This window comes from Lacticaseibacillus huelsenbergensis, from assembly GCF_029726355.1.
Lineage (GTDB): Bacteria > Bacillota > Bacilli > Lactobacillales > Lactobacillaceae > Lacticaseibacillus > Lacticaseibacillus casei.
In genome coordinates, this window is sequence record NZ_CP120687.1 from 360267 (window position 1) to 381257 (window position 20991).

At 48.7% G+C, this 20991-nt stretch carries 19 protein-coding genes and 1 tRNA gene; 8 read left to right on the plus strand and 12 right to left on the minus strand.

Annotated features, from left to right (window positions below; all coding sequences use genetic code 11):
- The first annotated feature begins 73 nt into the window (after nt 1–73).
- The 4 genes from LHUE1_RS01595 (at nt 74) to LHUE1_RS01610 (ending at nt 3395) form a co-directional block, all read left to right on the plus strand.
- Complete coding sequence (locus LHUE1_RS01595; RefSeq protein WP_010491911.1) at nt 74–466, plus strand: helix-turn-helix domain-containing protein; 393 nt, start codon at nt 74–76, stop codon at nt 464–466.
- 138 nt (nt 467–604) lie between these two features.
- Complete coding sequence (locus LHUE1_RS01600) at nt 605–1393, plus strand: tyrosine-protein phosphatase (RefSeq protein ID WP_049169192.1); 789 nt, start codon at nt 605–607, stop codon at nt 1391–1393.
- A 454-nt stretch (nt 1394–1847) separates the two neighbouring features.
- A complete protein-coding gene (gene queG, locus LHUE1_RS01605) occupies nt 1848–2990 on the plus strand; it encodes a tRNA epoxyqueuosine(34) reductase QueG (RefSeq protein WP_049169193.1) in 1143 nt (380 codons plus the stop codon).
- 39 nt (nt 2991–3029) lie between these two features.
- Nucleotides 3030–3395, plus strand: coding sequence for a hypothetical protein (locus LHUE1_RS01610; protein ID WP_010491917.1), 366 nt, complete (start codon nt 3030–3032; stop codon nt 3393–3395).
- A 96-nt stretch (nt 3396–3491) separates the two neighbouring features.
- On the opposite strand, the gene LHUE1_RS01615 is transcribed toward LHUE1_RS01610, so the two are convergent.
- The 4 genes from LHUE1_RS01615 to LHUE1_RS01630 all read right to left on the minus strand — a co-directional run bounded on the left by LHUE1_RS01615 (nt 3492) and on the right by LHUE1_RS01630 (nt 5976).
- A complete protein-coding gene (locus LHUE1_RS01615) occupies nt 3492–4034 on the minus strand; it encodes a biotin transporter BioY (RefSeq protein ID WP_025012738.1) in 543 nt (180 codons plus the stop codon).
- Nucleotides 4035–4169: 135 nt separating this feature from the next.
- Entirely contained in the window at nt 4170–4574 is a 405-nt protein-coding gene (locus tag LHUE1_RS01620) for a MerR family transcriptional regulator (protein WP_049169194.1), read from the minus strand.
- 13 nt (nt 4575–4587) lie between these two features.
- Nucleotides 4588–5436 carry an aldo/keto reductase gene (locus LHUE1_RS01625; RefSeq protein ID WP_049169195.1) on the minus strand — a complete coding sequence of 283 codons (849 nt, stop codon included), beginning with the start codon at nt 5434–5436 and terminating at the stop codon, nt 4588–4590.
- A 468-nt stretch (nt 5437–5904) separates the two neighbouring features.
- A tRNA-Asn gene (locus LHUE1_RS01630) sits at nt 5905–5976 on the minus strand.
- A gap of 212 nt (nt 5977–6188) precedes the next feature.
- On the opposite strand from LHUE1_RS01630, the gene LHUE1_RS01635 reads away from it, so the two are divergent.
- The gene (locus LHUE1_RS01635) at nt 6189–6746 is read left to right on the plus strand and encodes a class I SAM-dependent methyltransferase (protein WP_025012737.1); all 558 of its coding nucleotides are present in this window, start codon (nt 6189–6191) and stop codon (nt 6744–6746) included.
- A 386-nt stretch (nt 6747–7132) separates the two neighbouring features.
- Here LHUE1_RS01635 and LHUE1_RS01640 read toward each other — a convergent pair whose 3' ends face one another.
- From LHUE1_RS01640 to LHUE1_RS01650, 3 genes are all read right to left on the minus strand, one after another.
- Nucleotides 7133–8188 (minus strand): RlpA-like double-psi beta-barrel domain-containing protein, encoded by a 1056-nt coding sequence (locus tag LHUE1_RS01640; protein ID WP_049169197.1) that lies wholly within the window; start codon nt 8186–8188, stop codon nt 7133–7135.
- 263 nt (nt 8189–8451) lie between these two features.
- A complete protein-coding gene (locus tag LHUE1_RS01645; protein ID WP_049169198.1) occupies nt 8452–9072 on the minus strand; it encodes a type 1 glutamine amidotransferase in 621 nt (206 codons plus the stop codon).
- A gap of 20 nt (nt 9073–9092) precedes the next feature.
- Nucleotides 9093–9839 carry a TIGR02452 family protein gene (locus LHUE1_RS01650; protein WP_049169199.1) on the minus strand — a complete coding sequence of 249 codons (747 nt, stop codon included), beginning with the start codon at nt 9837–9839 and terminating at the stop codon, nt 9093–9095.
- Between the two features lie 142 nt (nt 9840–9981).
- On the opposite strand from LHUE1_RS01650, the gene LHUE1_RS01655 reads away from it, so the two are divergent.
- Nucleotides 9982–11370, plus strand: a complete 1389-nt coding sequence (locus LHUE1_RS01655) for a hemolysin family protein (RefSeq protein WP_047106347.1) — start codon at nt 9982–9984, stop codon at nt 11368–11370.
- A 265-nt stretch (nt 11371–11635) separates the two neighbouring features.
- On the opposite strand, the gene LHUE1_RS01660 is transcribed toward LHUE1_RS01655, so the two are convergent.
- Nucleotides 11636–12433, minus strand: a complete 798-nt coding sequence (locus LHUE1_RS01660; RefSeq protein WP_010491937.1) for an alpha/beta hydrolase — start codon at nt 12431–12433, stop codon at nt 11636–11638.
- Nucleotides 12420–13421, minus strand: coding sequence for an acyltransferase family protein (locus LHUE1_RS01665; protein WP_277848175.1), 1002 nt, complete (start codon nt 13419–13421; stop codon nt 12420–12422). The genes LHUE1_RS01660 and LHUE1_RS01665 overlap by 14 nt, the downstream gene beginning before the upstream one ends.
- A 161-nt stretch (nt 13422–13582) precedes the next feature.
- Here LHUE1_RS01665 and LHUE1_RS01670 point away from each other — a divergent pair, with 161 nt between their 5' ends.
- The gene (locus LHUE1_RS01670; protein WP_277848176.1) at nt 13583–15040 is read left to right on the plus strand and encodes an MDR family MFS transporter; all 1458 of its coding nucleotides are present in this window, start codon (nt 13583–13585) and stop codon (nt 15038–15040) included.
- Nucleotides 15037–15540, plus strand: a complete 504-nt coding sequence (locus LHUE1_RS01675) for a DUF4811 domain-containing protein (protein ID WP_049169202.1) — start codon at nt 15037–15039, stop codon at nt 15538–15540. Before LHUE1_RS01670 ends, LHUE1_RS01675 begins: the two co-directional genes overlap by 4 nt.
- Nucleotides 15541–15681: 141 nt before the next feature.
- Here the strand turns inward: LHUE1_RS01675 and LHUE1_RS01680 are convergent, their stop codons facing one another.
- From LHUE1_RS01680 to mutS, 3 genes are read right to left on the minus strand one after another with little or no spacing between them, the layout of a single operon-like run.
- The gene (locus LHUE1_RS01680) at nt 15682–16230 is read right to left on the minus strand and encodes a Maf family protein (protein WP_049169203.1); all 549 of its coding nucleotides are present in this window, start codon (nt 16228–16230) and stop codon (nt 15682–15684) included.
- The gene (gene mutL, locus LHUE1_RS01685; RefSeq protein ID WP_049169204.1) at nt 16227–18182 is read right to left on the minus strand and encodes a DNA mismatch repair endonuclease MutL; all 1956 of its coding nucleotides are present in this window, start codon (nt 18180–18182) and stop codon (nt 16227–16229) included. The genes LHUE1_RS01680 and mutL overlap by 4 nt, the downstream gene beginning before the upstream one ends.
- A gap of 4 nt (nt 18183–18186) precedes the next feature.
- Nucleotides 18187–20760, minus strand: a complete 2574-nt coding sequence (gene mutS, locus LHUE1_RS01690; protein WP_213291510.1) for a DNA mismatch repair protein MutS — start codon at nt 20758–20760, stop codon at nt 18187–18189.
- Nucleotides 20761–20991: the final 231 nt, after the last annotated feature.

Sequence of the window (20991 nt, forward strand, 5' to 3'; positions counted from 1 at the left end):
AGTGAGTAAGCTTGTATTCTTAATTTTTAAGAATTCGGCGTCACACAAGAAAAAAAGAAGCGTGGTGAAATTTATGATTACAAATGGTGTTGGCAGTGTCTTGCGGCAAATCCGTAAGAGTCGTGGCGAATCAATTGTTGAAGTTGCCAAGGCAACGCACACGTCCCCTGCAAGCTTTACCAAGTGGGAGAACGATCAGACAATTCCAAGCGAACGCAGTATTCGAAAGCTTGCTGAATACTATGATGTCGATCCGCTTGATTTGTTAGGCGTTGCATATCCTGACAAGTACGCGAAACAAAAAGAGCAGGAAAAAGCAGCTGCAGAGGGTTCGACCATTCGGATTGAAGATCTGATCGGTAATAACTCCGTTTTGACCTACAATGGTTCCCCGCTTAGTTCCGGAACCAAGTCCCTTGTGGCAGCCTTCATTACCGGTTTAATTATTTCTCAACCGGAAGAATAGTTGCTTTGCGTTACACTAGGAGTCGTCTGCGGGCGGCTCTTTTTATCTAGTCATTATGAAAACGCTTCAGCCCGTTGCCGGTCACCATCAATGTCGCGTATACTAGGGTCAAACGTTTTCACGATGGAGGAATTAAATTTGGCACCTTATGTTCTTAATATTAAACACGGCTTAAATTTTCGCGAGCTTGGCGGGTATCGAACCAAATCCGGCCAGGTGATTAAATCTCACAAAATTATCCGCTCGGCAAAACTAAGTGAATTATCTGATGAGGATTTGGATTATTTGGCCGATTATGGACTGATTTCCGACGTGGACTTTCGCTCGCCCGAGGAACAAGCGGCCGAGCCCGATCGCTATCCGAACGTCGCTGAATACCACTTCGTCCCTGTCTTCCCAACCGACGAAACCAAAAGCAGCGAACAGGCTGATGCCCTGCAAAAGAGTTTCTCCCGCGATCCGCACGCTGGTTTCGAGAATATGGTCAAAACTTACGCCGATATTGTCAAAATGCCATCCGCCCAAAAAGCCTATCGTCAATTCTTCGATATTCTGTTAAGTAACGACAGCGAAAGCGGCGCTGTGCTGTTCCACTGCACAGCAGGTAAAGACCGTACCGGTATGGGCGCTGTTTATTTACTATCGGCTTTGGGGGTCGATGGTCATACGATTCGGCAAGATTATTTGGCAACCAACGACCTGATTCAGCCGATGGTCGAAAAGAATCTTGCTGCGGCACGCAAACGCGGCGCAACGGATGCGTTGCTCGCTAACATTCGTGACCTAGGTACCGTTTCGGGTGCCTTTCTCGACAGTGCACTGGCGACCATCGACGAAGAGTACGGCGGTATGAAAAATTATCTGCAAGACGCTCTGCAACTCACGCCGGCGGAAAAGCGCGACCTCCGGGAACTCTATCTTCAGTAATTAGCGATAAATTCGTCACAATCTGTTCACATTTTTCCGATATGTTAGCAGCGTCGTGAAAAAGCGATGTTCCGCCTCCTGTTCTTTTAACGAAAAACGTTGTCCGGCAATGGTTGGATGACGTTTTTTTGTGAGCGCGAGCCAGCGCGGTTAGAAGCCGGAGTGTAAGTGGCCCCAGACCACAATGGCTGGGCTTTGGCCATTGTGGTCTGGGGTCCTTACATGTAGGCTTCTGCGCTGGCGAGCGCGTTATAGAAAGCGGAAGCAAACCCTCACCAGGCCCTCAATTTTACGAGTGGCAAAGAATGGTCTTTGGCCATCACGCCCGAAGCCTTTACACGCAGGCTTCTGTGCCAGTAACCGCGTTAAAAGGCAGCGGAGCGTTCTGCAATTTTGCTTTCCCGCCACCGTTTCGCTAAAATAATGACATCATCAATGTTAGGAGGTTGGCGGCATGGATCTTAAGGAAACGATCAAAAGCCACGCGAAGGATTTGGGGATCGATAAAATCGGCTTTACCACAGCCGATGATTTTGCTGCGTTAAAACCCAGTTTACTAGCTCAAAAAGCCGCTGGACATACAACCGGATTCGAACACCAGAATCTGGATGAACGGCTGTATCCAGACAAGATCTTTGACCAGCCGCAGAGTATCATTGCCATCGCGCTGGCTTATCCTTCTAAGATTCATGACCGCCCACCACGCACCGGTCCTAAACGCGGTCGCTTTGCACGGGCTAGTTGGGGTCTTGATTATCACACCGTGTTGGATCGCAAGATGGACGCATTAATGCAATTTATCAAAGACACGGCTGCGACGGATACAACCATCCGCTTCAAGCCGATGGTCGACACTGGAGAATTAATCGATGTCGCCGTAGCTCAGCGTGCAGGGCTTGGTTTTATCGGCAAAAACGGCCTGTTAATCACGCCGGAATTCGGTTCATACGTTTATTTAGGCGAAATCATCACGAATATTAAATTCGCACCGGATGAACCGATGGCTTGTCAATGTGGGACGTGTACCCGCTGTATTGACTTTTGTCCGCCCAAGGCACTGCTAGGCGATGGGCGGATGAACGGTCAGCGGTGCCTGTCTTACCAAACTCAAACAAAGGGTTACATGGATCCGGAATTTCGGCCGATGATTCGCAATGTCTTGTACGGCTGTGATATCTGCCAACAGGTCTGCCCGTTTAATAAAGGAAAAGATTTTCATATACATCCCGAAATGGAACCTGATCCCGACACCGTGATGCCGGAATTAATTCCCATGCTAACGCTAAGCAATAAAGGCTTTAAGACCCGCTTCGGTAAACTGGCCGGGGCATGGCGCGGGAAAAAGCCGCTGCAGCGTAACGCCATCATTGCATTAGTTAACCTTCATGATCGCAGTGCTGTTCCGCACCTACTTGAGGTCATTGAAAACGACCCCCGCCCCATGATCAGGGCAACGGCCGCGTGGGCTATTAGCGAACTGGCCGCGGCTCCCACAGCTGAACTCACGACATTTTTGAAAAATGCCCAGGCTAAGGAAACCACCGAAGAAGCTCGCACCGAGTTTCAAAACGCAATTGATCGAATCGTCCAACGCTGAGCATGTTATAATAAAGTATAAGGATGAGAGGTGCCCACATTGAAATTATATCAAGGACTGACACAGGTGCAGGTCAACGAAGAGATGGCCGATGATGCGCCAGACTTCAACATTACAACCGATCTGGTTAAACCGTTACACTATTCGCCATCGGAATTGTACCGTTATTTAGATGCTGTTCTAAAACCTGGCAGCCGTCACGATCAAAATAATCTTAAATATGTCACGGATGCCGCGTTCATCGGCGAAAACTTTGATTTCAATTCGGTACCCTTCACGGCCAAATTGAAAGATTTTGAGTCTAAAATGGCATTTGCCCGAAATCTCGTGAGTGACCTCAATCGCCACGTTTCGGTTAATATTAATACAAAAGATCATGCCTTTGAACTGTTGTTTGTTGATTAAATGCAAAAAACGTAGCTCCGTTCAAAATAAAAAAGTACCCTGATTCGCCACCATGCAATTGACACGGTGGTAATCAAGGTACTTTTTTGTACTAGCTTACTTTGAATTCAACGCAGGCATCACAGCCGTTAATTGTTGAACCACCAAAACGCTGAGCGCCATTTTAAGCAGATCACCTGGAATATAGATCAAAACACTCAAAAGTGCCGGAACAAATGTCATATTCGTCGTCGCAGCCAACCACGCGGCGCCCAACAATTCCGTCAGCAGCACGCCGCCCAACGTCATCCCAAGGGCTTTGGTCACCCAAGAATCTTGCTTAAGGTAATGGGTAATGCCGGCATAGGCCAGCGGCGTTAGCAACCAACCATACATGAAACCGGCAGTCGGCCCCATGAAAACAGCGATGCCGCCACGCCCACCAGTTAATACGGGCAAGCCAAGCGCAGCCAATGCCAGCAACATGCCAATTGTGACCGTTGCCGACCGTTTCGGTAACAACATGGCCACCAACATGACGCCCATGTTCTGCAAAACAATCGGCACACCTAGAAAACCAACTGTGATCGGTGGCGCAAATGCCAATCCGATTAAGACTGCCAATAATAGCCCCATACGTGTTAGAATTTTTGTTTGCATGAAGTCACCATTCCCGTTCTATATTTTACTTAGAATACCATACCGTAACGGCATGCAGCATCAAAATTCGTTCAGAGCATGTCTCTTTTGTGTTCTTTTTCAAGAAAAGCTGTTTTTTAGCTAAAATAATCCGTGCTACTTTTCATCGGCCAATTTGCCTTCATAAGCCAATTTCTCGTTTTCATAGCTAAGCATGTGATCTTCAAAGTGATCGATCTTGTAGTCTAGGTACCGAAGTGTCTTGTTAATATTGTCACGCTGCGCCATTAAATGATCGCGCTGTTCAACGAATAAAGACTTTCTGGCAGCAATTGTCTGATCGCCTTCACGTAAAAGTTTGACAAATTCAGAAAGTGCTTCAATCGACATCCCTGCTTTACGAAGAATCATGATGTAATAAACCCAATTGAGCGCATGTTCATCATATTGGCGATAGCCACTTTCGTTACGCGCAATGTCTGGTAATAAACCAATACGCTCCCAATAACGTAACGTGTCTTTCGTCAGATTAAATTTCTTACTAACCTCATCAATCCTCATCAGCTCACTCACCTTATTTAATACGCCTGCCAACAATCTTCATTTGCGCCTCAGGGTCACGGTGATCGAAGAACTGGCTTTCCTTCATGTCTAATCCGGCAATTTTCCCAATGTCATCGTCGTTCAATTTAAAATCGAAAATGTTGAAGTTCTCGATCATCCGATTTTTATGAACGGATTTAGGGATTGCCACAATACCACGTTGAGTCAGCCAGCGTAAAATGACTTGCCCAACTGACTTGTTGTACTTGGCGCCAATTGCCGCTAATGTCGGATTTTTGAAGATATCGTGCTTCCCCTCCGCAAAGGGTGCCCATGCCTCTGGTTGGATGTCGTTGTTTTGCATAAATTTGACAGGTTCAAGTTGTTGATTCCAAGGATTAACCTCAATTTGATTCAGTGCCGGCGTCACATCGTTGAAAATTGCAATATCAGTCAATTGATCCGGCTCAAAATTAGACACACCAATTGCTCGAATTTTGCCTTCTTTATACAACTCCTCCATGGAGCGCCACGATCCGTGAACGTCTCCCCAAGGTTGATGGATTAAATACAAGTCAAGATAATCCAGCTGCAGTCGATCGAGCGAGTCTTGAAACGCCTTCTTGGTTGCCACGTATCCCGTATCAGTCAACCAAAGCTTGGTTATAATAAAAAGATCCTGACGATCAATACCACTACGTTTGATCGCTCGGCCAACTGCTTCTTCATTACCGTATGCTTGAGCAGTGTCGATCAACCGATAACCTGATTCAATCGCATCCAAAACTGCCTGTTCAGCAACATTGAGATCTGTAACCTGAAAGACGCCAAAGCCGAGGATCGGCATATCGATACCGTTGTTTAATTTAACTGTTTCCATAAAAGCTTGCTCCTTATTTTTTGGTAAACCGGTGGAACCGAACTTTCAGTTTCTGTCAACGACTCTAATGTTGACTGATGTTGTGGACGTACCAGATAAGTTCAGTCCTTTTCTACTGTCATATAACCTGCGATTCCCAAATGATATACAGAAAAATGTCATGCATTCCGATTTGGATGTTTCACTAGGCATACTTGAACTCATCATCAATAACTTAAAAATTGTAAGAAATATCAATATTCAGACGCTGTTCTTCAACAACACCTTTATGATAAACCTTTGTCTGAACTCCAAGGCAACAATAGTTATCATATTTTCTTTCGAGCGAACGCCAGTCTTAGTCAGCTTCAAAAAATAGAACCCATTTCATTAAATCCGGACCCAGTCTGAACACAATCAGCAGTGATAAATCTTTATGAAAATCTGCAAAAAAATAGCTGTGAACTTTATATCGTTCACAGCTCAGTCCTGCCCAGGCTGGATTCGAACCAGCGACCCTTTGATTAACAGTCAAGCATTCTACCACTGAACTACTGGGCAATTAACATGTCTATTATATTCTCATGTTTCTTAGCAGAATGCAATACTTTTGTTTAACTTTTCCGAACTTTTTTCAGTGTTTCCTTAGACAAGCTCCCCCGTCGTGTTAAATCAGGCCTCGTTAAGTTGTTAACTCGTCGCTGACAACATGCAAGATCAACCGACATCTTGGGTCTTTTTCCTCTATAATGAATGTGAAGGGTTGTGAAACTATGGACACGCCATATCCTAATATGCAAGATAATCCCAACATGCCATTCGAATCAGGTGACGATCAACCGGTGTGGCAGGCGCTCGTTAAGAAAATGCCGCCAGTAACGGATCTGCGTGTGCTTGTGATTCATTGTGGTGACGGCTGGTTTTGCCGCTATGCCTTGAACCATGGTGCGGCTGCCGTACTGGGCATTGATACCGATACCGCCGCCATCCAAAGTGCCCGCGCAGTGGCCAGTTCCGATCGGCTGCGTTATCGCATCATGCCTGATCATTGGTTGAAACTGCTGACCGGACCTTACGATCTGATTGTCGGCGCGTTTAACCAATCCCCTGCCGAGTTGCGCACTATCACCCATGTACTTAGTCAATTACTTAGCGCTAAAGGGCAGCTCATTGCAGCAGTGGCGCCGCCTAAACAGCCAACTGGTGACCAGCTTGCTGTTGATGAACTGATTAGTTCCCAACTGGTGATTAATCGGTGGTTTCAGGTCACCGATAAACGGCTGACTCAAACTGCGCAACTTTATTTGCTACTGAGTTCCCGTGTGCGGTGACCTTTTTGTTAAAAGTGTAAAAACCTTCGCTGACAAAGATAGCCCATGAACGAACATATAAACGCGTTCACTGGCGCAGAAGCTTGCGTGTAAGGACCTTGGTCGCATTGGCCCAAGCCCGGACCATCACACCCAAGGCCACTTATACTCCGACTTCTAACCGCGCCAGTTCACGCTCTGGCTTAAACGCGTTCTCCGGCGCAGAAGTCTGCGTATAAGGACCTTGGTCGCGATGGCCTAAACCCGGACCATCACGCCCAAGGCCACTTATACTCCGACTTCTAACCGCGCCAGTTCACGCTCTGCAAAAAAACGCACTCGCTGCTTCCCTGTATTGGGAAACTGCGAGTGCGTTTAATTTTGTTTCATGTTAAAGGCGAATCGCTTTAGCCAACAACTTCAACTGTCGCAGAGAGAATGCCCGCTGAAGGAATCTGGTTGTTTGGCATCGCTACGTCAAGCTGACGTGGGTTGCCTGCTGCAAATGAACCTGTGTCGTTAACAACCCGGTCTAACACCTGACCATTTGACATCGTGATGCGTAAATGGGTGCCTTTAGGGAAGACACTTAAGTTGGCGGCAACACCACCATAACCTAAGCTGCTACCCATAACAGACGGATCATAGAAACTGATCTTGAAGGTGCCTTGGTTGCTAGTTGCTTGTTGTTGGGTTGCCTGTTGAGGTTGAGCTGTCTGAACCGCTGTCTGCGTTGTCTGAACGGTTGCCTGGCTGGCAGGTTGTTGTGCCTGCTGTTGTTGAGCGGCAGCCTTAGATGCAGCAGCTTGTTGTTGCTGGAGCGCAGCTTGCGAAGCAGCGGCTGCTTGTTGTGCTTGCTGTTGGGCAGCGGCCGATTGCTGGGCTTGTTGCTGAGCAGCGGCTTGTGAAGCGGCAGCAGCTTGCTGAGCCTGTTGTTGTGCTTGTTGCTGGGCAGCGGCCTGAGCTGCACTTGCTGCGGCTGCGCTGGATGCTGCAGCGCTTTGAGCAGCCGCGTCCGATGAAGCCTGAGCATTATTGGAAGTTGACTGAGCGGCCTGTTCAGCTGGTGACGTTGTCTGTGTCGGTGCGGCGCTTGCGTCAGCCTTCTGGGTTAACGGTGCCAGTTGCTGCAAGGTATTGATGCTCAAGTAGCGTTCTGGAACCCAACCATGATCGGCAGTTTCATACCAAATTTCTGAATAAACTTTTTTACTATTAACAAATTGAAGATGTTCGCCAGTTGTAACGTAACGTTTTGCTTGTTGTCCCACTGTCGGTGAAGTCCAAACAGTTGTTGCGCCGCCATTATAAGTGACGTCGGCTTCCGTCTTATCACTAGCTGGTGCACTGACGGTTGTCGATTCAGTATCTTTCGTTGCTGCGCTAACGTGACTAGGTTTGGACAAAGCAACGGCGGATAAAGCAACGGCTGAGAATAATACTGTACTTAAGAGCTTTTTCATGTTCGTAATTCCTCCTGATTTCATGTGGTGACTTAACTAACTGTGGCTTAGTATAGTCAGTGAGTATTACGAACATGTATTCGCGGTGTTGCGGTTACGTTAAGTTCTATGACAAAAGATTACATTAGGTTACATCCTTAACATTGTCAATCTCAAAAGCCCGCTGTGACGCGATTCTCATGTCAGCGGAACTTCAAAAAATCTTCGAGGATACCCTTGATTTTTCGCGCTAAGTCTAAATAAATTGCGTTTTTTGCTTATTTTTACCCAAAAAGTTGCTCAAGTAGCGCATTAAGAACCTTGTGTCCGGGTGCCAAAATGGCTTCATTAACCGGGCCTTGTGGTTTACCGGCGGCCGCCCCCATCGCTGTAATCATGGTCGGCGTCACTTCCAGATGAAATTGCAACCCGACGATCCGATCGTGATACTTAAATCCTTGAAGTGCCTGGTCATTTTCGTATAATAGTTGGCTGCCCGGCAGACGGCTCATCGCTTCCCCATGCCAATGGAAAACGTTAAGCAGCGTCCCATCACTGGTCCTGACCGTGCCGATTCCTTCTTCCGGTTTTTCCATCGGGTAGACGTTGGCACCAAAAGCCTTGGTGATCTGCTGAGCCCCCAAGCATATGCCAAGGACTGGCCGGTTCAGTTTGTTCAAACTGCGAATCAAGATCCGTTCGGCTGCTAGCCAGGCCAGATCGTCATTGACGCTCATGGGGCCGCCAAGCACAATCAACCCATCAATGTCTGCCGGATTCAGTTGCGCAATCGGATCCCCTTGATCAGGGCGGTAAGTGACAGTTTCAATTGAATGCTTATCGGCCCAGTCTTGAATGACCCCTAAGCCTTCAGCATCCGCGTGTTGCATGACCGTGAGTTTCATCGGTTAATTCCTTTCTTTCTTTATTCGTCTTCACCTTTTAAAGCAGCCGCAAATGACTTAATCGTTCTCATCTGCGGATCGTAAATTGCAAAATAAACGCGTTTGAATGCGCCAGCAAACTCCGGTAACAGCAACGCCTTCCGAAAAACGCCGGCAACTGGCTTGATTGGATTACCAAAAACGCCGGTACCGAATGCGCCCAGAATTAACTGATCAACGTCATGCGCCTTAAACGCCCGCAGCGTCTGTAAAACCTTAAACGCAATGTCATTCATAGCCGTCGCGTCATCCAGCTGCGGATCAACGCGGCGATCAGGTGCCGCGACAGTGACGATATCGACATATTTTTTTGGCAAGCGGCGTCCCTGATCGTCAAAAACCTGCCGTACGTGTTCCGCATAAATGAGCTTTGAGCTAAACAGGCCGCGATTAGGCTGTTTGCAGTTCTGATCATAATAATCCGCCATGTGCTGTTCCAGCGCCGGCACCAAAAATGTTCCCTTCGCAATCGCTTCTTCCTGCGCCCGCGCGCCAAACGCCACACCACCGCCTGGATGAACCGGACTGGCAAAGTTCATCACGCCGACTTTGCCAGTCAACTCACTCATTAGTTGAAAAACATCCACGTTGCGAATCGCAATCTGCGGCATTTCCGTCCCTGTTGCCGGTGTCCGTGGCAGCGGTTTGCTAATCAGCTGGGTCTTAGGCATTTCCGGCTCGGCTTTAAAAACCTTCATTGTTTCCCAATACATTTTGACTTGTTCCATTTCGGCTTCTCCCCTCGAATCGCATACTCGTTGATACCAGCATAACGCATAATATAGAAGCAATCGATGAATTATCGTTCATTTGGCTCATTCAATGTTAAAATTAAGTTTGTAAAGCTACATGAAATGAGGAATGGAATACATGGAAAGTGGCCAAATCGTCCCCAATTTATTGGTGATGCTTGTCACCTTTTTCTTCGCAGCGTTTTTTGTTGCCTGTGAATTTGCACTGGTTCAAAGTCGTCCAAGTGCCTTGGAGGAAATGATCGACAAAGGTACTGGGCGCAAAGCGAAAATTGAGCGCGCCTTGCGCATGGTTCACAACTTAAATGAGTATCTGTCAACGACCCAGGTTGGTGTTTCACTGGCCGGCATCATTTTAGGGTGGATCGGGGAAACCACCGTTGAATTCTTGCTGGTTGATCTGTTTGGCCTGACCCACTTAAGTTTGCCAAATGGCAGCCTGCATGCGGTCGGCGCTATTTTGGGGGTTATTATTTTAACCTACCTGGAAGTGGTGCTCACCGAAATTGTCCCGAAGAACATTTCCATTGATTACCCAATTAAAACTTTAATGTTGGTGGTGACGCCGCTACATTACTTCCATATCTTGTTCTTCCCATTTGTCTGGTTGCTGAACGTCAGCGCCACCGGCATTGTCAAAATGATGGGCATGAAGCCAGCCGATGAAGGTAATGAGGCTTTCTCACAAGCCGAAATTCTGAATCTCAGTAAAAATGCTGTTACTTCCGGCGACATGGAACAAAATGATGTCATTTATATGCAGCGGGCATTTGAGCTCAATGACAAAACGGCCAAAGACATCATGGTTGACCGTACCAGCCTGTTTGTGATCGATATTAATACCACCGTTAAGGAAGCCTTGCGCGACTATCTAACTCAAGGCTATAGCCGGTTCCCGGTTGTGGCAAACGGTGACAAAGATAAGATTCTGGGGTATGTCTACATCTATGATCTCGTCAAGCAAGGGCAAGTCGATCCATCCGTGAAAGTCTCCAAGCTGCTGCGTTCGATTATCAATGTGCCTGAAGTTACCCCGATTCACAATATTTTGACGCAAATGATCAAGAAACAAACGCCAATTGTTGTGGTCGTCGATGAATACGGTGGCACTAGCGGCATCGTCACTGATAAAGATATTTATGAAGAGCTGTTTGGTACGGTTAAAGATGAAATCGACGATGTCTCCGACGAGTACATTCGGAAAACCGACGATCCCAAAGTCTTTCGGGTCAGCGGCAAGACGACACTCTGGGACTTTGAACGTTTCTTCCACACTAATATCAAAGCGTTCACGGATTCCGAGATCATCACCATTGCCGGCTTTATCATGGAAACGCATCCCGATCTGAAGTTGCATGACAAAGTCAAAATCGATCACTTCAACTTCACCGTCGCTGATTTCTCCCGAGGCTTCGCCAACTGGTTTGACGTCACCCAGGATCCAAAGCCGGTCAAGCAAACCGTTGCTGAGGAAGTTAAAGAGGCAAAAGATAAGAAGCAGGATTAGTTTTCAGCGTTAAGCTCACAAATTGCAACTAACATGTGTTTAAACAGTCTAATATTCATGACTAAAGTGTAAAAAAGACCAATTGATCGTACATTGCGATCAATTGGTCTTTTTTTCATGAACGATTCTTGTTTGTATAGGGATTGAGATCTTAGTGCCAAAGCGGAGCAATCATAGGCCAGATGGGGCTCAGTTGTGCCCACCGCTCTAGCTTCGCGTCGCCACCCCAGCTGGCCGGAGATTGCGGAGTTTGGCACGACCAAAGTCACTTTCCCCAGATAAACTGCAACATCGCGCGGTCAACCGTCACATTGTGTTCATGGAGCTGGCTGTGTTGGGCATGGGGGCCAGTGACTTCAAGTGTCTGATACTTGGTGAGGCCACGAAGCAGATAGCCTAAGCTCAAGGCGGAGTTGACGCTCACAACAGTATCGGTATCCGTACCGTCTTGAACATTGCCGTAAATATTCAACACCGACTTAGCGCGAAAATGCGTGCGGTTCTTCAATAGCCGCGCATACTCAGGCCGAATCAGGTTCGGCCGCCCGTCTGCTGCCAGCTGCAGCTGATGTGGCTGGTCATTCCAACCGAGCAAGCCGTCATACGGGCCGGCAATCGCAACGACTTTTTCCAATTCAATCGGCGTTTGCGCCATCGCCGCCGCAATGACAGCATAGGCGCCCATACTGTGGCCCACGGCGTTTAATTTCACCACGCCATAGCGCTCATGCAGCATCGTGAAAATTTTAGCCAGCCATTGACTGTCTACTTCCTCGCCAGCGGTGTTGTTTTGAAAAATCACTTGAATAATCGGCGCAGCAGTGGTGTGTAACGTACCACGAACATCTAACTGACCCGTTGGACTTACCGTAATCACCATACTGCGTTTAGCTACCCCCGCAGCTTCGGCGCCTTCAATCAGCTGATTGGTTGAAAAAGCCGTGCCCCGATAACCATGAACGAAAATGGTCGGTGTCGTGTCCGCTTCCACCAATTGCGTGCCTGGCGCCAGCCCAACGAGTAAAATCACCACAACCAGCAATAACCGTTTAATTAAACGCATATAATCCCCCGCCTTGCCAACGTTCCCGAACGCAGCGGCCCGCATAAGCAAGGAAAAGAGGAATCGTGACACCGGCAATCACCAGCACAAGTATATTAGGATCACCGAACTTCTCCAAAACATAGCCGACCGCTTTATGACCATACATTAAAGGTAGTGTACTACGGCCAATGCGATCTAACCAGTTTCCTGCAAAAGTTCCTGACACTATTTTGGCTCCAGCAAATAAACCACCGCAGATGATGACTGGCGCCCATCCCGCCAGAAGTGGGTCGGTTAAGTGATGGGATTTCATATAAAGCAAAAAGTCGATTTGGCCACGCGACTGGGCAGTAAACAGCACTGCGAAAAGGCCGACAGCGACCACCACAAACCACGGCTTGGTGACAATTTGCCGGGCATAATGGAATAACCACCAGCCGATAAACATATACGGCAAAGCAACCAGTACTAAATCAAGGTTGCCTGGAATCGGAAATCCTAAAGCTGCCTCAGCGTTAGGATAACTGAACCCTAACCAGAAAAGTCCGGCCATTAAAACCGCCTCTTGCCAGACTTTTGGCATATAGCCACGTAATAGACTAAACAGCAAACTACTGAAGGCATAAACTGTCATAAACCAAAAGACCGACAAATAACCATTCAACTCGGTGCCACCGTAAAGCAGCCGTCGCAGATAATCCAAGGTAAATGCAGGCGTGCGTTGCTCAACCACAAAATTCAGCAAAATCAGCCCCACACCGTAGCCAAAATACTGCTTGAACATTGGCCAGAACCGCCGCTTCAGATAATCTCTTAAAGTCGGCAACGTTGTCGGCTTGACGAAGAAACCGCCAATCATAAAGAACAATGGCATATGCCACCAATATAAGCTTTCATAAAACGTTGTATTGCGCGGATAGAAATGCCCCAACACAACTGCAATGATTCCGAGGCCTTTGGCAACATCAATCCATTCAATGCGTTGATGCGTCGATTGGACTTTCACGTTTTGAAACGCCCCTTCCGTATTCATTAACTTACTTTTAGGCTAACAAGTCGCAACGATGTTTTTTTGATACCTTTTTAAAGATTTTGTGAAGGCCATTCACCCAAACGTGCTGTTGACGTGCTAGACTGGATTATAACGTTTTTAGAAAGGACACGATTTTGTTGACACCAACTGATGTTAATGGGCATCCATATAATCGTTTGCTACTTGTCATCACCCTATTGATCGGCACGTTTACGACCTTCTTAACTCAAACCATTCTCACCACGGCTTATCCGACACTGATGGCTGATTTTCATATTAGCGCCAGCGCGGTTCAGTGGCTGACAACTGGCTTCATGTTAATTATGGGTATCATGATTCCGGTTTCCGCGTGGCTGTTGGACAAATTCAACGTCAAACACCTTTATCTGACGGCCATGACCATTTTCTTCTTAGGTTCGCTGATTTGCTGGCTTGCCGGCGATTTTCAGATGCTGCTGGCCGGCCGCCTCATCCAGGCGATTGGTGTCGGCATGTCCATGCCCACCTTCCAGACCGTGATGTTCACCATCTTCCTACCGGAAAAACGCGGCAGCGCCATGGGCTTAGCGGGCATCGTCATTGGCTTGGCGCCGGCAATCGGTCCGACGCTTTCCGGCTGGATTTTGCTGCATCATACCTGGCGTGCGTTATTCGCCGTCATCATGCCGATTGCTGCCGGGGTTGTGTTATTGGCCACTTACAGCATGCGGAAAGTTTTGCCGACGTCACATCCCAAGATCGACGTACCATCGATTATTGCTTCGACGCTTGGGTTTGGCGGCTTATTGTATGGCTTCTCAACAGTCGGCGATGCCGGCTGGACGGACACCCAGGTTCTGATCAGTCTCGCGATTGGCATTATCTTTGTCGCCTTGTTCTGCTGGCGACAACTGCATCTCAAAACACCGCTACTGGAATTGCGAGTCTTTAAATCCAAGACCTTCACGTTAAGTGTTATTTTGACCGCGGTAGCCTTCATGTCGATGGTCGGGGTTGAAATGGTGCTGCCGATGTATATTCAGACAATTCGTGGCGAAAGTGCCTTTCATTCCGGGATGATTTTGTTCCCGGGGGCAATTATGATGGGGATCATGAGTCCGATCACCGGCCGGATTTTCGATCGAATTGGCGCCAAACGTTTGGCTGTCGCTGGCCTGTTTCTGCTGGTCGTCGGCTCCTTGCCGTTGATGACGTTAACTGAAACCACGCCGCTGATTTATATCACGACAGTTTATACCGTGCGAATGTTCAGGATCACCATGGTCACCATGCCGGTCACGACTGCGGGGATGAATGCCTTACCGACGCATTTAATCAACCACGGAACGGCCGTGAACAACACGATTCGGCAAGTGGCGGCATCGATCGGGACCGCGATCCTGGTCTCTGTTTTGTCGGTCGTCACCAAGGGCGCAACGCCGGCAGCTAGCGGCAAGGCCCTTGATCCGATTGATTACGCCAACGCGCTACATCAGGCTACCTTGGCTGGCTATCGGGCGGCTTTTGCCGTTTCGTTGGTCATGGCAGCGCTAGGCTTAATACTGAGCTTCTTCTTGAAAAATGACGCCATGGATCGGAGGGACGCCTCATGATTATCTTATTGTTGATCATCGGTGCCATCGCCTTTTTCTGGGCTGTCGTGTTAATGAAACCCAGTCGGCAGCGGCCATTAGCCATCATTGTCAGTGGCTTGCTGGTTTTAGGCCCGATTGCTTTGTTGAGTGTGAATGATCTTTACCATGTTGGTTTTACGATTGACGAAACCACCGAGTTGCAACCACTGGCACCCATGAATGACCAATTGCAGATTATCAGCCAGCCCATCGGTACGGCTAAAAAACATATTGCTTACCGCTACCGGATTTCCGGCGACGCCATCGATCACACAGTCAAGCCAAGTGCCACCATCAAGACGAAACTGAAACACGGCACCATTCCGCAAGTCGCTGTCACCGAGCAGAAACTCAAATACAGCAACGTCTTTGCCGCCATCATGTTTGCCGGCTCCGGTGAACAAGGCAAAACCATCGGCAAGGTCTACACATTCACCCTACCAAGCAACTGGCAGGTTGTTAAATCACCTAAGCGTTAATTTCTGAGCGCTCTAACCAGGTTCAACTATTTATTCTTGATGTAATGTTCTAACTGAATGAATCAAAAATGACCGAGTCTGCCATAAAAGAATCTGGCAACTCGGTCATTTTGTATTTTCGATCTGTCTAACCCATTTGGATTAAGCCAACAACATGCGATACAACGTGCTGATCGGTAGACCCATCACATTATAAAAGTCGCCTTGAATGGACTTAACCAGCAAGGCTCCGGCATCTTGAATCCCGTAGGCACCGGCCTTGTCTTGATAAGCATCTTCCTGCAAATAGGACTCGACTTCTGCTTCCTCAAGTGGCCAGAACGTAACATCGGTGCCTACGACTTGTTGGCGCACCGTGCCATTATCCAAACGTACCCATAAGCCGGTATACACTTGATGGGTTTGGCCGCCAAGTGCGGTGATCATCTGCTTGGCTTCTTGCCGGCTATGCGGCTTGCCCAGCAATTTGCCCTGAAACGCCACCATGGTATCTGCCGCAATAATCGTAGCCCCCGGATAACTGGGCACCAGCGATTCGCCTTTTGCCTTCGCGAGACTCTGGACATATTCCGGCGGCGCTAAAACCGGCAGCGCCCGTTCATTAATCGTGGCTGGGTGGCTCTCAAAACTGGGAATAATTCGCTTGAGCAATTCCTGCCGCCGCGGTGAGTGACTTGCTAATATGATCATGCCTGCATTTCCCCGCTTTCATGACTATCCTGAATCCGTTTGAACATTTTCTCCAGATCCGTATTGGAAAAGTGCACCAAAACCGGCCGGCCATGCGGGCAATTAAACGGATTCTCACATTGCGGTAGCTTTTGAATCAATGCCCGCGCCTGCTTGTCGTCCAAATGGTGATTTGCCTTAATCGCCCGTTTACAGCTCATCATGATGGCCGTTTTTTCTCGAAACGCCGCAACCGTAATCTTGCCATCCCGTAGAACCCAGTCGACCATCTCCTTGATCGTATCCTCTTCCTGACCGGCCTTAAACCAAGTCGGATGATGTTCAACCACGAAACTATTTTGGCCGAAGTCTTCCAGATACAGGCCGACTGATTCTAAAACATCGCGGTGCGTCCGAATATCAATCGCATCGGCCGCGGAGTAGTCCAAAACAATCGGCACTAACAAGTGTTGCTGATCGGTGCTGACTTTGCCGATTTCCTGACGATAAAATTCGTAGTTGACCCGCTCCTGCGCGGCATGCTGATCCAAAATATACAGACCGTCGCTGGACTCAGCTAGCAAGTAAGTGCCGTGAACCTGCGCCAAATACGTTAAATCCGGAAATCGCTCAGCTGGTTCGTTCCGCTTCAGATCTTGCGCTGGCAAGTCCTCCACCAGTGCTGGCGCTACATTGGCATCCAACTGCTGATAACGCTGATCCCACGCAGCCAGCCGTTGCGGTTCGCTAAAGATTGGCCGATCATCCAAATCATCCATGGTTAAGTCCGGCGCTGTCTCAGCAGACGGCGTTGATGCAGCTTGAGGCGTATTTACAGGCTGGTCATGGGTTTCTTCGTGTAGTTCAGTTCCCTGCGGCGGCGTTGGCGCAGCTGTTTTCGGGCTGATTTTATTGAGCGTCAATTCTAGTTGATCCAGATCATAGTGCTCGCGTTTAGGCAGGTTATCCAACGCGTCTGGAATGAGATTTTCTTTTGCTAACCGACTCCGAATCGCTTCACTCAGCAGATGACTGAGCTGATCTTCCTTGCTCAGACGCACTTCCGCTTTCGTCGGATGCACGTTGACATCGACCAAGGCTGCATCCATCTGAATCGTGATGACACCCATCGGATACCGCCCAACCATGAGCTTGGAGCCGTAACCGGCAATCACGGCTTTGGTGAGCTGGAAATTCTTGATATAACGGCCATTAACGACCAGACTCAAGTAATTGCGCGATGCACGCGTGGTCTCCGGCAAACTGGTTAACCCACTCACTTGAAAATCAAGATCCTGTGCCTGAAAGTCAACCATGGACCGTGCTACCGGTAAGCCATAGATCCCCGCAAGTGTCTGCCGCAGATCGCCTTGACCCGCAGTCCGGACGACCATATTGCCATCGTGCGAAACCGTAAAGGCAATGCCAGGGTTAGCCAAGGCCAGCCGACTGACGATATCGACAATTTTCCCCAGCTCCGTCTGCTGTGACTTCATGTACTTCAAGCGCGCTGGCGTATTGAAGAACAGATCGGACACTTCAACATCGGTGCCCCGGCGATGCGCCGCCGTGGTTTGATCCTCGACTTTGCCACCCTTCACGTGAATCTTGGCGCCGATGCCAGAGTCTGTCGCGGTCGTTAACGTGACATCGGCAACCGCCGCAATACTGGCCAAAGCTTCACCACGAAACCCTAACGAATGCACATTAAACAAATCCCGCGTCGTCAGAATTTTGCTCGTCGCATGGCGCAAAAAGGCGGTCGCAACATCGGCAGGATCAATCCCGATCCCGTTGTCGCTGACCTGTATTTTCTGCAAGCCTGCCGCCGATACCTTCACGTCAATCTGGGTTGCCTGGGCATCGATGCTGTTTTCCACTAATTCTTTGACCACGCTGGCCGGGCGTTCAATGACTTCCCCGGCAGCAATTTGGTTACTTAACGTGGCCGATAGCTGATGAATTTTTGGCATAAAATCACTTCTTCTTTAAACGTTTCTGAAGGTCGAAAATCAAATTCATGGCGTCCATTGGCGTCGCATCCATCAAATCAAACTTAGCTAGTTTCGCCAAAATCGGACTGTTCTTCGGTTGCGGTTTAGGCTCTTCAAAAAGCGACAATTGCTGGTCCGTCACCTGGCTTGGGGCTGCAGGCACCGTTTTCTCCGGCGTGGCGGCTTCAAGCTGCTTCAGAATCGCATCGGCACGATTCAATAAGTCTGACGGCAGGCCAGCCAATTTGGCCACATGAATCCCGTAACTTTTATCTGCCGGTCCCGGCATCATTTTGTGCAGGAAAACCAGGTTGCCATGCTCTTCAACCGCACCGACATGCACATTCTTGAGCTTCGCCAATGAATCCGACAGACTGGTCAGTTCATGATAATGGGTGGAAAATAGCGTCTTGGCGTGCACGTGATCATGCAGATATTCGATGATCGCCTGTGCCAGCGCCATGCCATCATAAGTCGCCGTTCCGCGTCCGATTTCATCAAAGAGAATCAGACTCGAAGCCGTTGCATGACTCAGTGCCGCGTTGGCTTCAAGCATTTCGACCATAAAGGTGCTTTCCCCATTCGCCAAGTCGTCCGCCGCGCCAATGCGGGTGAAGATTTGATCAAAAATCGGTAAATCCGCAGCATCAGCCGGGACGAATGATCCAGCCTGTGCCATGATCACAATTAACGCCAACTGCCGCATGTAGGTACTTTTCCCGGACATGTTAGGACCGGTAATCAGCAGCATATCCGTATCCTGGTCCATGATAACATCGTTAGGAATATAGCTGTCTTGCCCCAAAACGTGTTCGACAACCGGATGTCGGCCACCTTTAACATTAATGTCGTGGGTGCCGGCATGCATCGTCGGCCGGACATAGTGATTGTTTTCAGCCACTGTCGCAAAACTTTGCAAGACATCCAATGCCGAAATCTGGGCGGCTAACGCTTGGAGTCGTTTAATCTGAGCTTTGACCTGATCACGAATGTCTTGAAAAAGATCGTACTCCAGCGCCGTTGAGCTTTCCTGGGCTTCAAGTATCAAAGTCTCTTTTTCTTTCAATTCAGGCGTAATGAACCGCTCGGCATTTGTCAGCGTCTGTTTGCGCTCGTAGCGGCCTTCCGGTACCTTGTCCAAATTAGACTTGGTGACTTCGATAAAGTAGCCAAACACCTTGTTATACCGGATTTTCAAATTGTGGATACCGGTGGCCTTGCGCTCTGAAGCTTCCAATTCCGCAATCCACTGCTTGGAATTCTTCATGGCATCGCGGTACTCGTCTAACTTCTTATTGTAGCCGCGTAAAATCAGGCCGCCGTCGGTCACCGAAATCGGCGGTTCCGGCTCGATCGCCCGGCGAATCAACCCGGCAACATCACTGACTGGATCGATTTTACCCCGAAGTGCCTTAAAACTGCCATCATCAAGCTTGCTTAAGACATCCTGAATCGCCGGCACCTGATCAAGTGAGGTTTGCAATTGAATCAAGTCGCGCCCGTTAACCGTGCCAAAAGCCACGCGACCGGCTAACCGCTCCAGATCATAAACCTTCGTCAGACGTTCCTGTAACTCACTACGTTCAAAAAAGTGATCCAGCAAGTCCTGAACTTGATTTTGCCGTACGCTGATCGCGCCAATATCCAACAGCGGCCGTTCCAACCACTGCTTCAGCAAACGCCCGCCCATCGCGGTTTTCGTTGCGTCCAATAAAGATAGTAACGTATCGCCTTTGCGCCCGGTACGGCTGTTTTGCAGAATATCAAGATTGCTGCGGGCATCCTGATCCATTTCCAGATACGCCGATGGTTGGTAGGCCACGGCTTTTTGAATATGGGCCAGACTCCGTTTCTGCGTATTCAACAAATAAGCCATCAGCATTTGCACAACCGCGGCTGCGACCGGATCGGTCAGATCTTGCGACACATAACTGCCTTCACTCGTGGGCTGACTGTCAGGCTGAACCGACAACAAACGCTCGCTTTTTTTCAACATGGCTGCGTCATCATCGGTCAGGTCTTCTGGCACCACAATCTCTTTGGTTGCGAGCGCACTCAGCTCATTTTGCAAAGCGAATTTACTTTTGAGATCAGTTACTTTCAGCTCACCGGTGGAAACATCGCCATAAGCAAAGGCATAACCGCCTGCGTGTGGCAAAACAGCAGTAATGTAATTGTTTGTCTTCGCGGCACCGGCTTTGATGTCGACATTGGTCCCCGGGGTAATCAACTGGATCACCGCGCGCTTGACCATCCCAACGGCTTTTTTAGGATCTTCCATTTGCTCACAGATAGCGACTTTATACCCATGATCAATCAGAATATCGACATAACTCTGCACCGCATGATGCGGCACCCCCGCCATCGGAATCGGATCATCCGCACTCTTATTCCGTGCCGTCAACGTCAGCTCAAGCAACTGTGCGCCTTTAATGGCATCATCGTTGAATAATTCATAAAAATCGCCAATTCGATAAAATAAAAATGCATCCGGATACTGCGCCTTAATCGCATTATACTGTTGCATCATTGGCGTATCACTGGTTTTTTGCGGCACAAACTTCACCCTTTGTCTTTGACTATCTCTGACGTTCTATATCATTTATTTTAACAGGTAAGTCAACAGAGCGCGAACAGGGCCGTTAGAAACCGGAACATAAGTGGCCTTGGACGTGATGGCCCGGGCTTAGGCCATTGCGACCAAGGTCCTTATGTGGAGGTTTCTGGCCCAGTGAGCGCGTTTTGGGCCGGATTGCCCCTCACCAAACCCACTACCCCGTTTAACAGA

Bases quoted from the DNA above. Each gene is read 5' to 3' on its own strand.
- LHUE1_RS01595 (WP_010491911.1), top strand. From the start codon at position 74: ATGATTACAAATGGTGTTGGCAGTGTCTTGCGGCAAATCCGTAAGAGT.
- queG (WP_049169193.1), top strand. From the start codon at position 1,848: ATGGATCTTAAGGAAACGATCAAAAGCCACGCGAAGGATTTGGGGATC.
- LHUE1_RS01615 (WP_025012738.1), bottom strand. From the start codon at position 4,034: ATGCAAACAAAAATTCTAACACGTATGGGGCTATTATTGGCAGTCTTA.
- LHUE1_RS01620 (WP_049169194.1), bottom strand. From the start codon at position 4,574: ATGAGGATTGATGAGGTTAGTAAGAAATTTAATCTGACGAAAGACACG.
- LHUE1_RS01625 (WP_049169195.1), bottom strand. From the start codon at position 5,436: ATGGAAACAGTTAAATTAAACAACGGTATCGATATGCCGATCCTCGGC.
- LHUE1_RS01635 (WP_025012737.1), top strand. From the start codon at position 6,189: ATGGACACGCCATATCCTAATATGCAAGATAATCCCAACATGCCATTC.
- LHUE1_RS01640 (WP_049169197.1), bottom strand. From the start codon at position 8,188: ATGAAAAAGCTCTTAAGTACAGTATTATTCTCAGCCGTTGCTTTATCC.
- LHUE1_RS01645 (WP_049169198.1), bottom strand. From the start codon at position 9,072: ATGAAACTCACGGTCATGCAACACGCGGATGCTGAAGGCTTAGGGGTC.
- LHUE1_RS01650 (WP_049169199.1), bottom strand. From the start codon at position 9,839: ATGGAACAAGTCAAAATGTATTGGGAAACAATGAAGGTTTTTAAAGCC.
- LHUE1_RS01655 (WP_047106347.1), top strand. From the start codon at position 9,982: ATGGAAAGTGGCCAAATCGTCCCCAATTTATTGGTGATGCTTGTCACC.
- LHUE1_RS01660 (WP_010491937.1), bottom strand. From the start codon at position 12,433: ATGCGTTTAATTAAACGGTTATTGCTGGTTGTGGTGATTTTACTCGTT.
- LHUE1_RS01675 (WP_049169202.1), top strand. From the start codon at position 15,037: ATGATTATCTTATTGTTGATCATCGGTGCCATCGCCTTTTTCTGGGCT.
- LHUE1_RS01680 (WP_049169203.1), bottom strand. From the start codon at position 16,230: ATGATCATATTAGCAAGTCACTCACCGCGGCGGCAGGAATTGCTCAAG.
- mutL (WP_049169204.1), bottom strand. From the start codon at position 18,182: ATGCCAAAAATTCATCAGCTATCGGCCACGTTAAGTAACCAAATTGCT.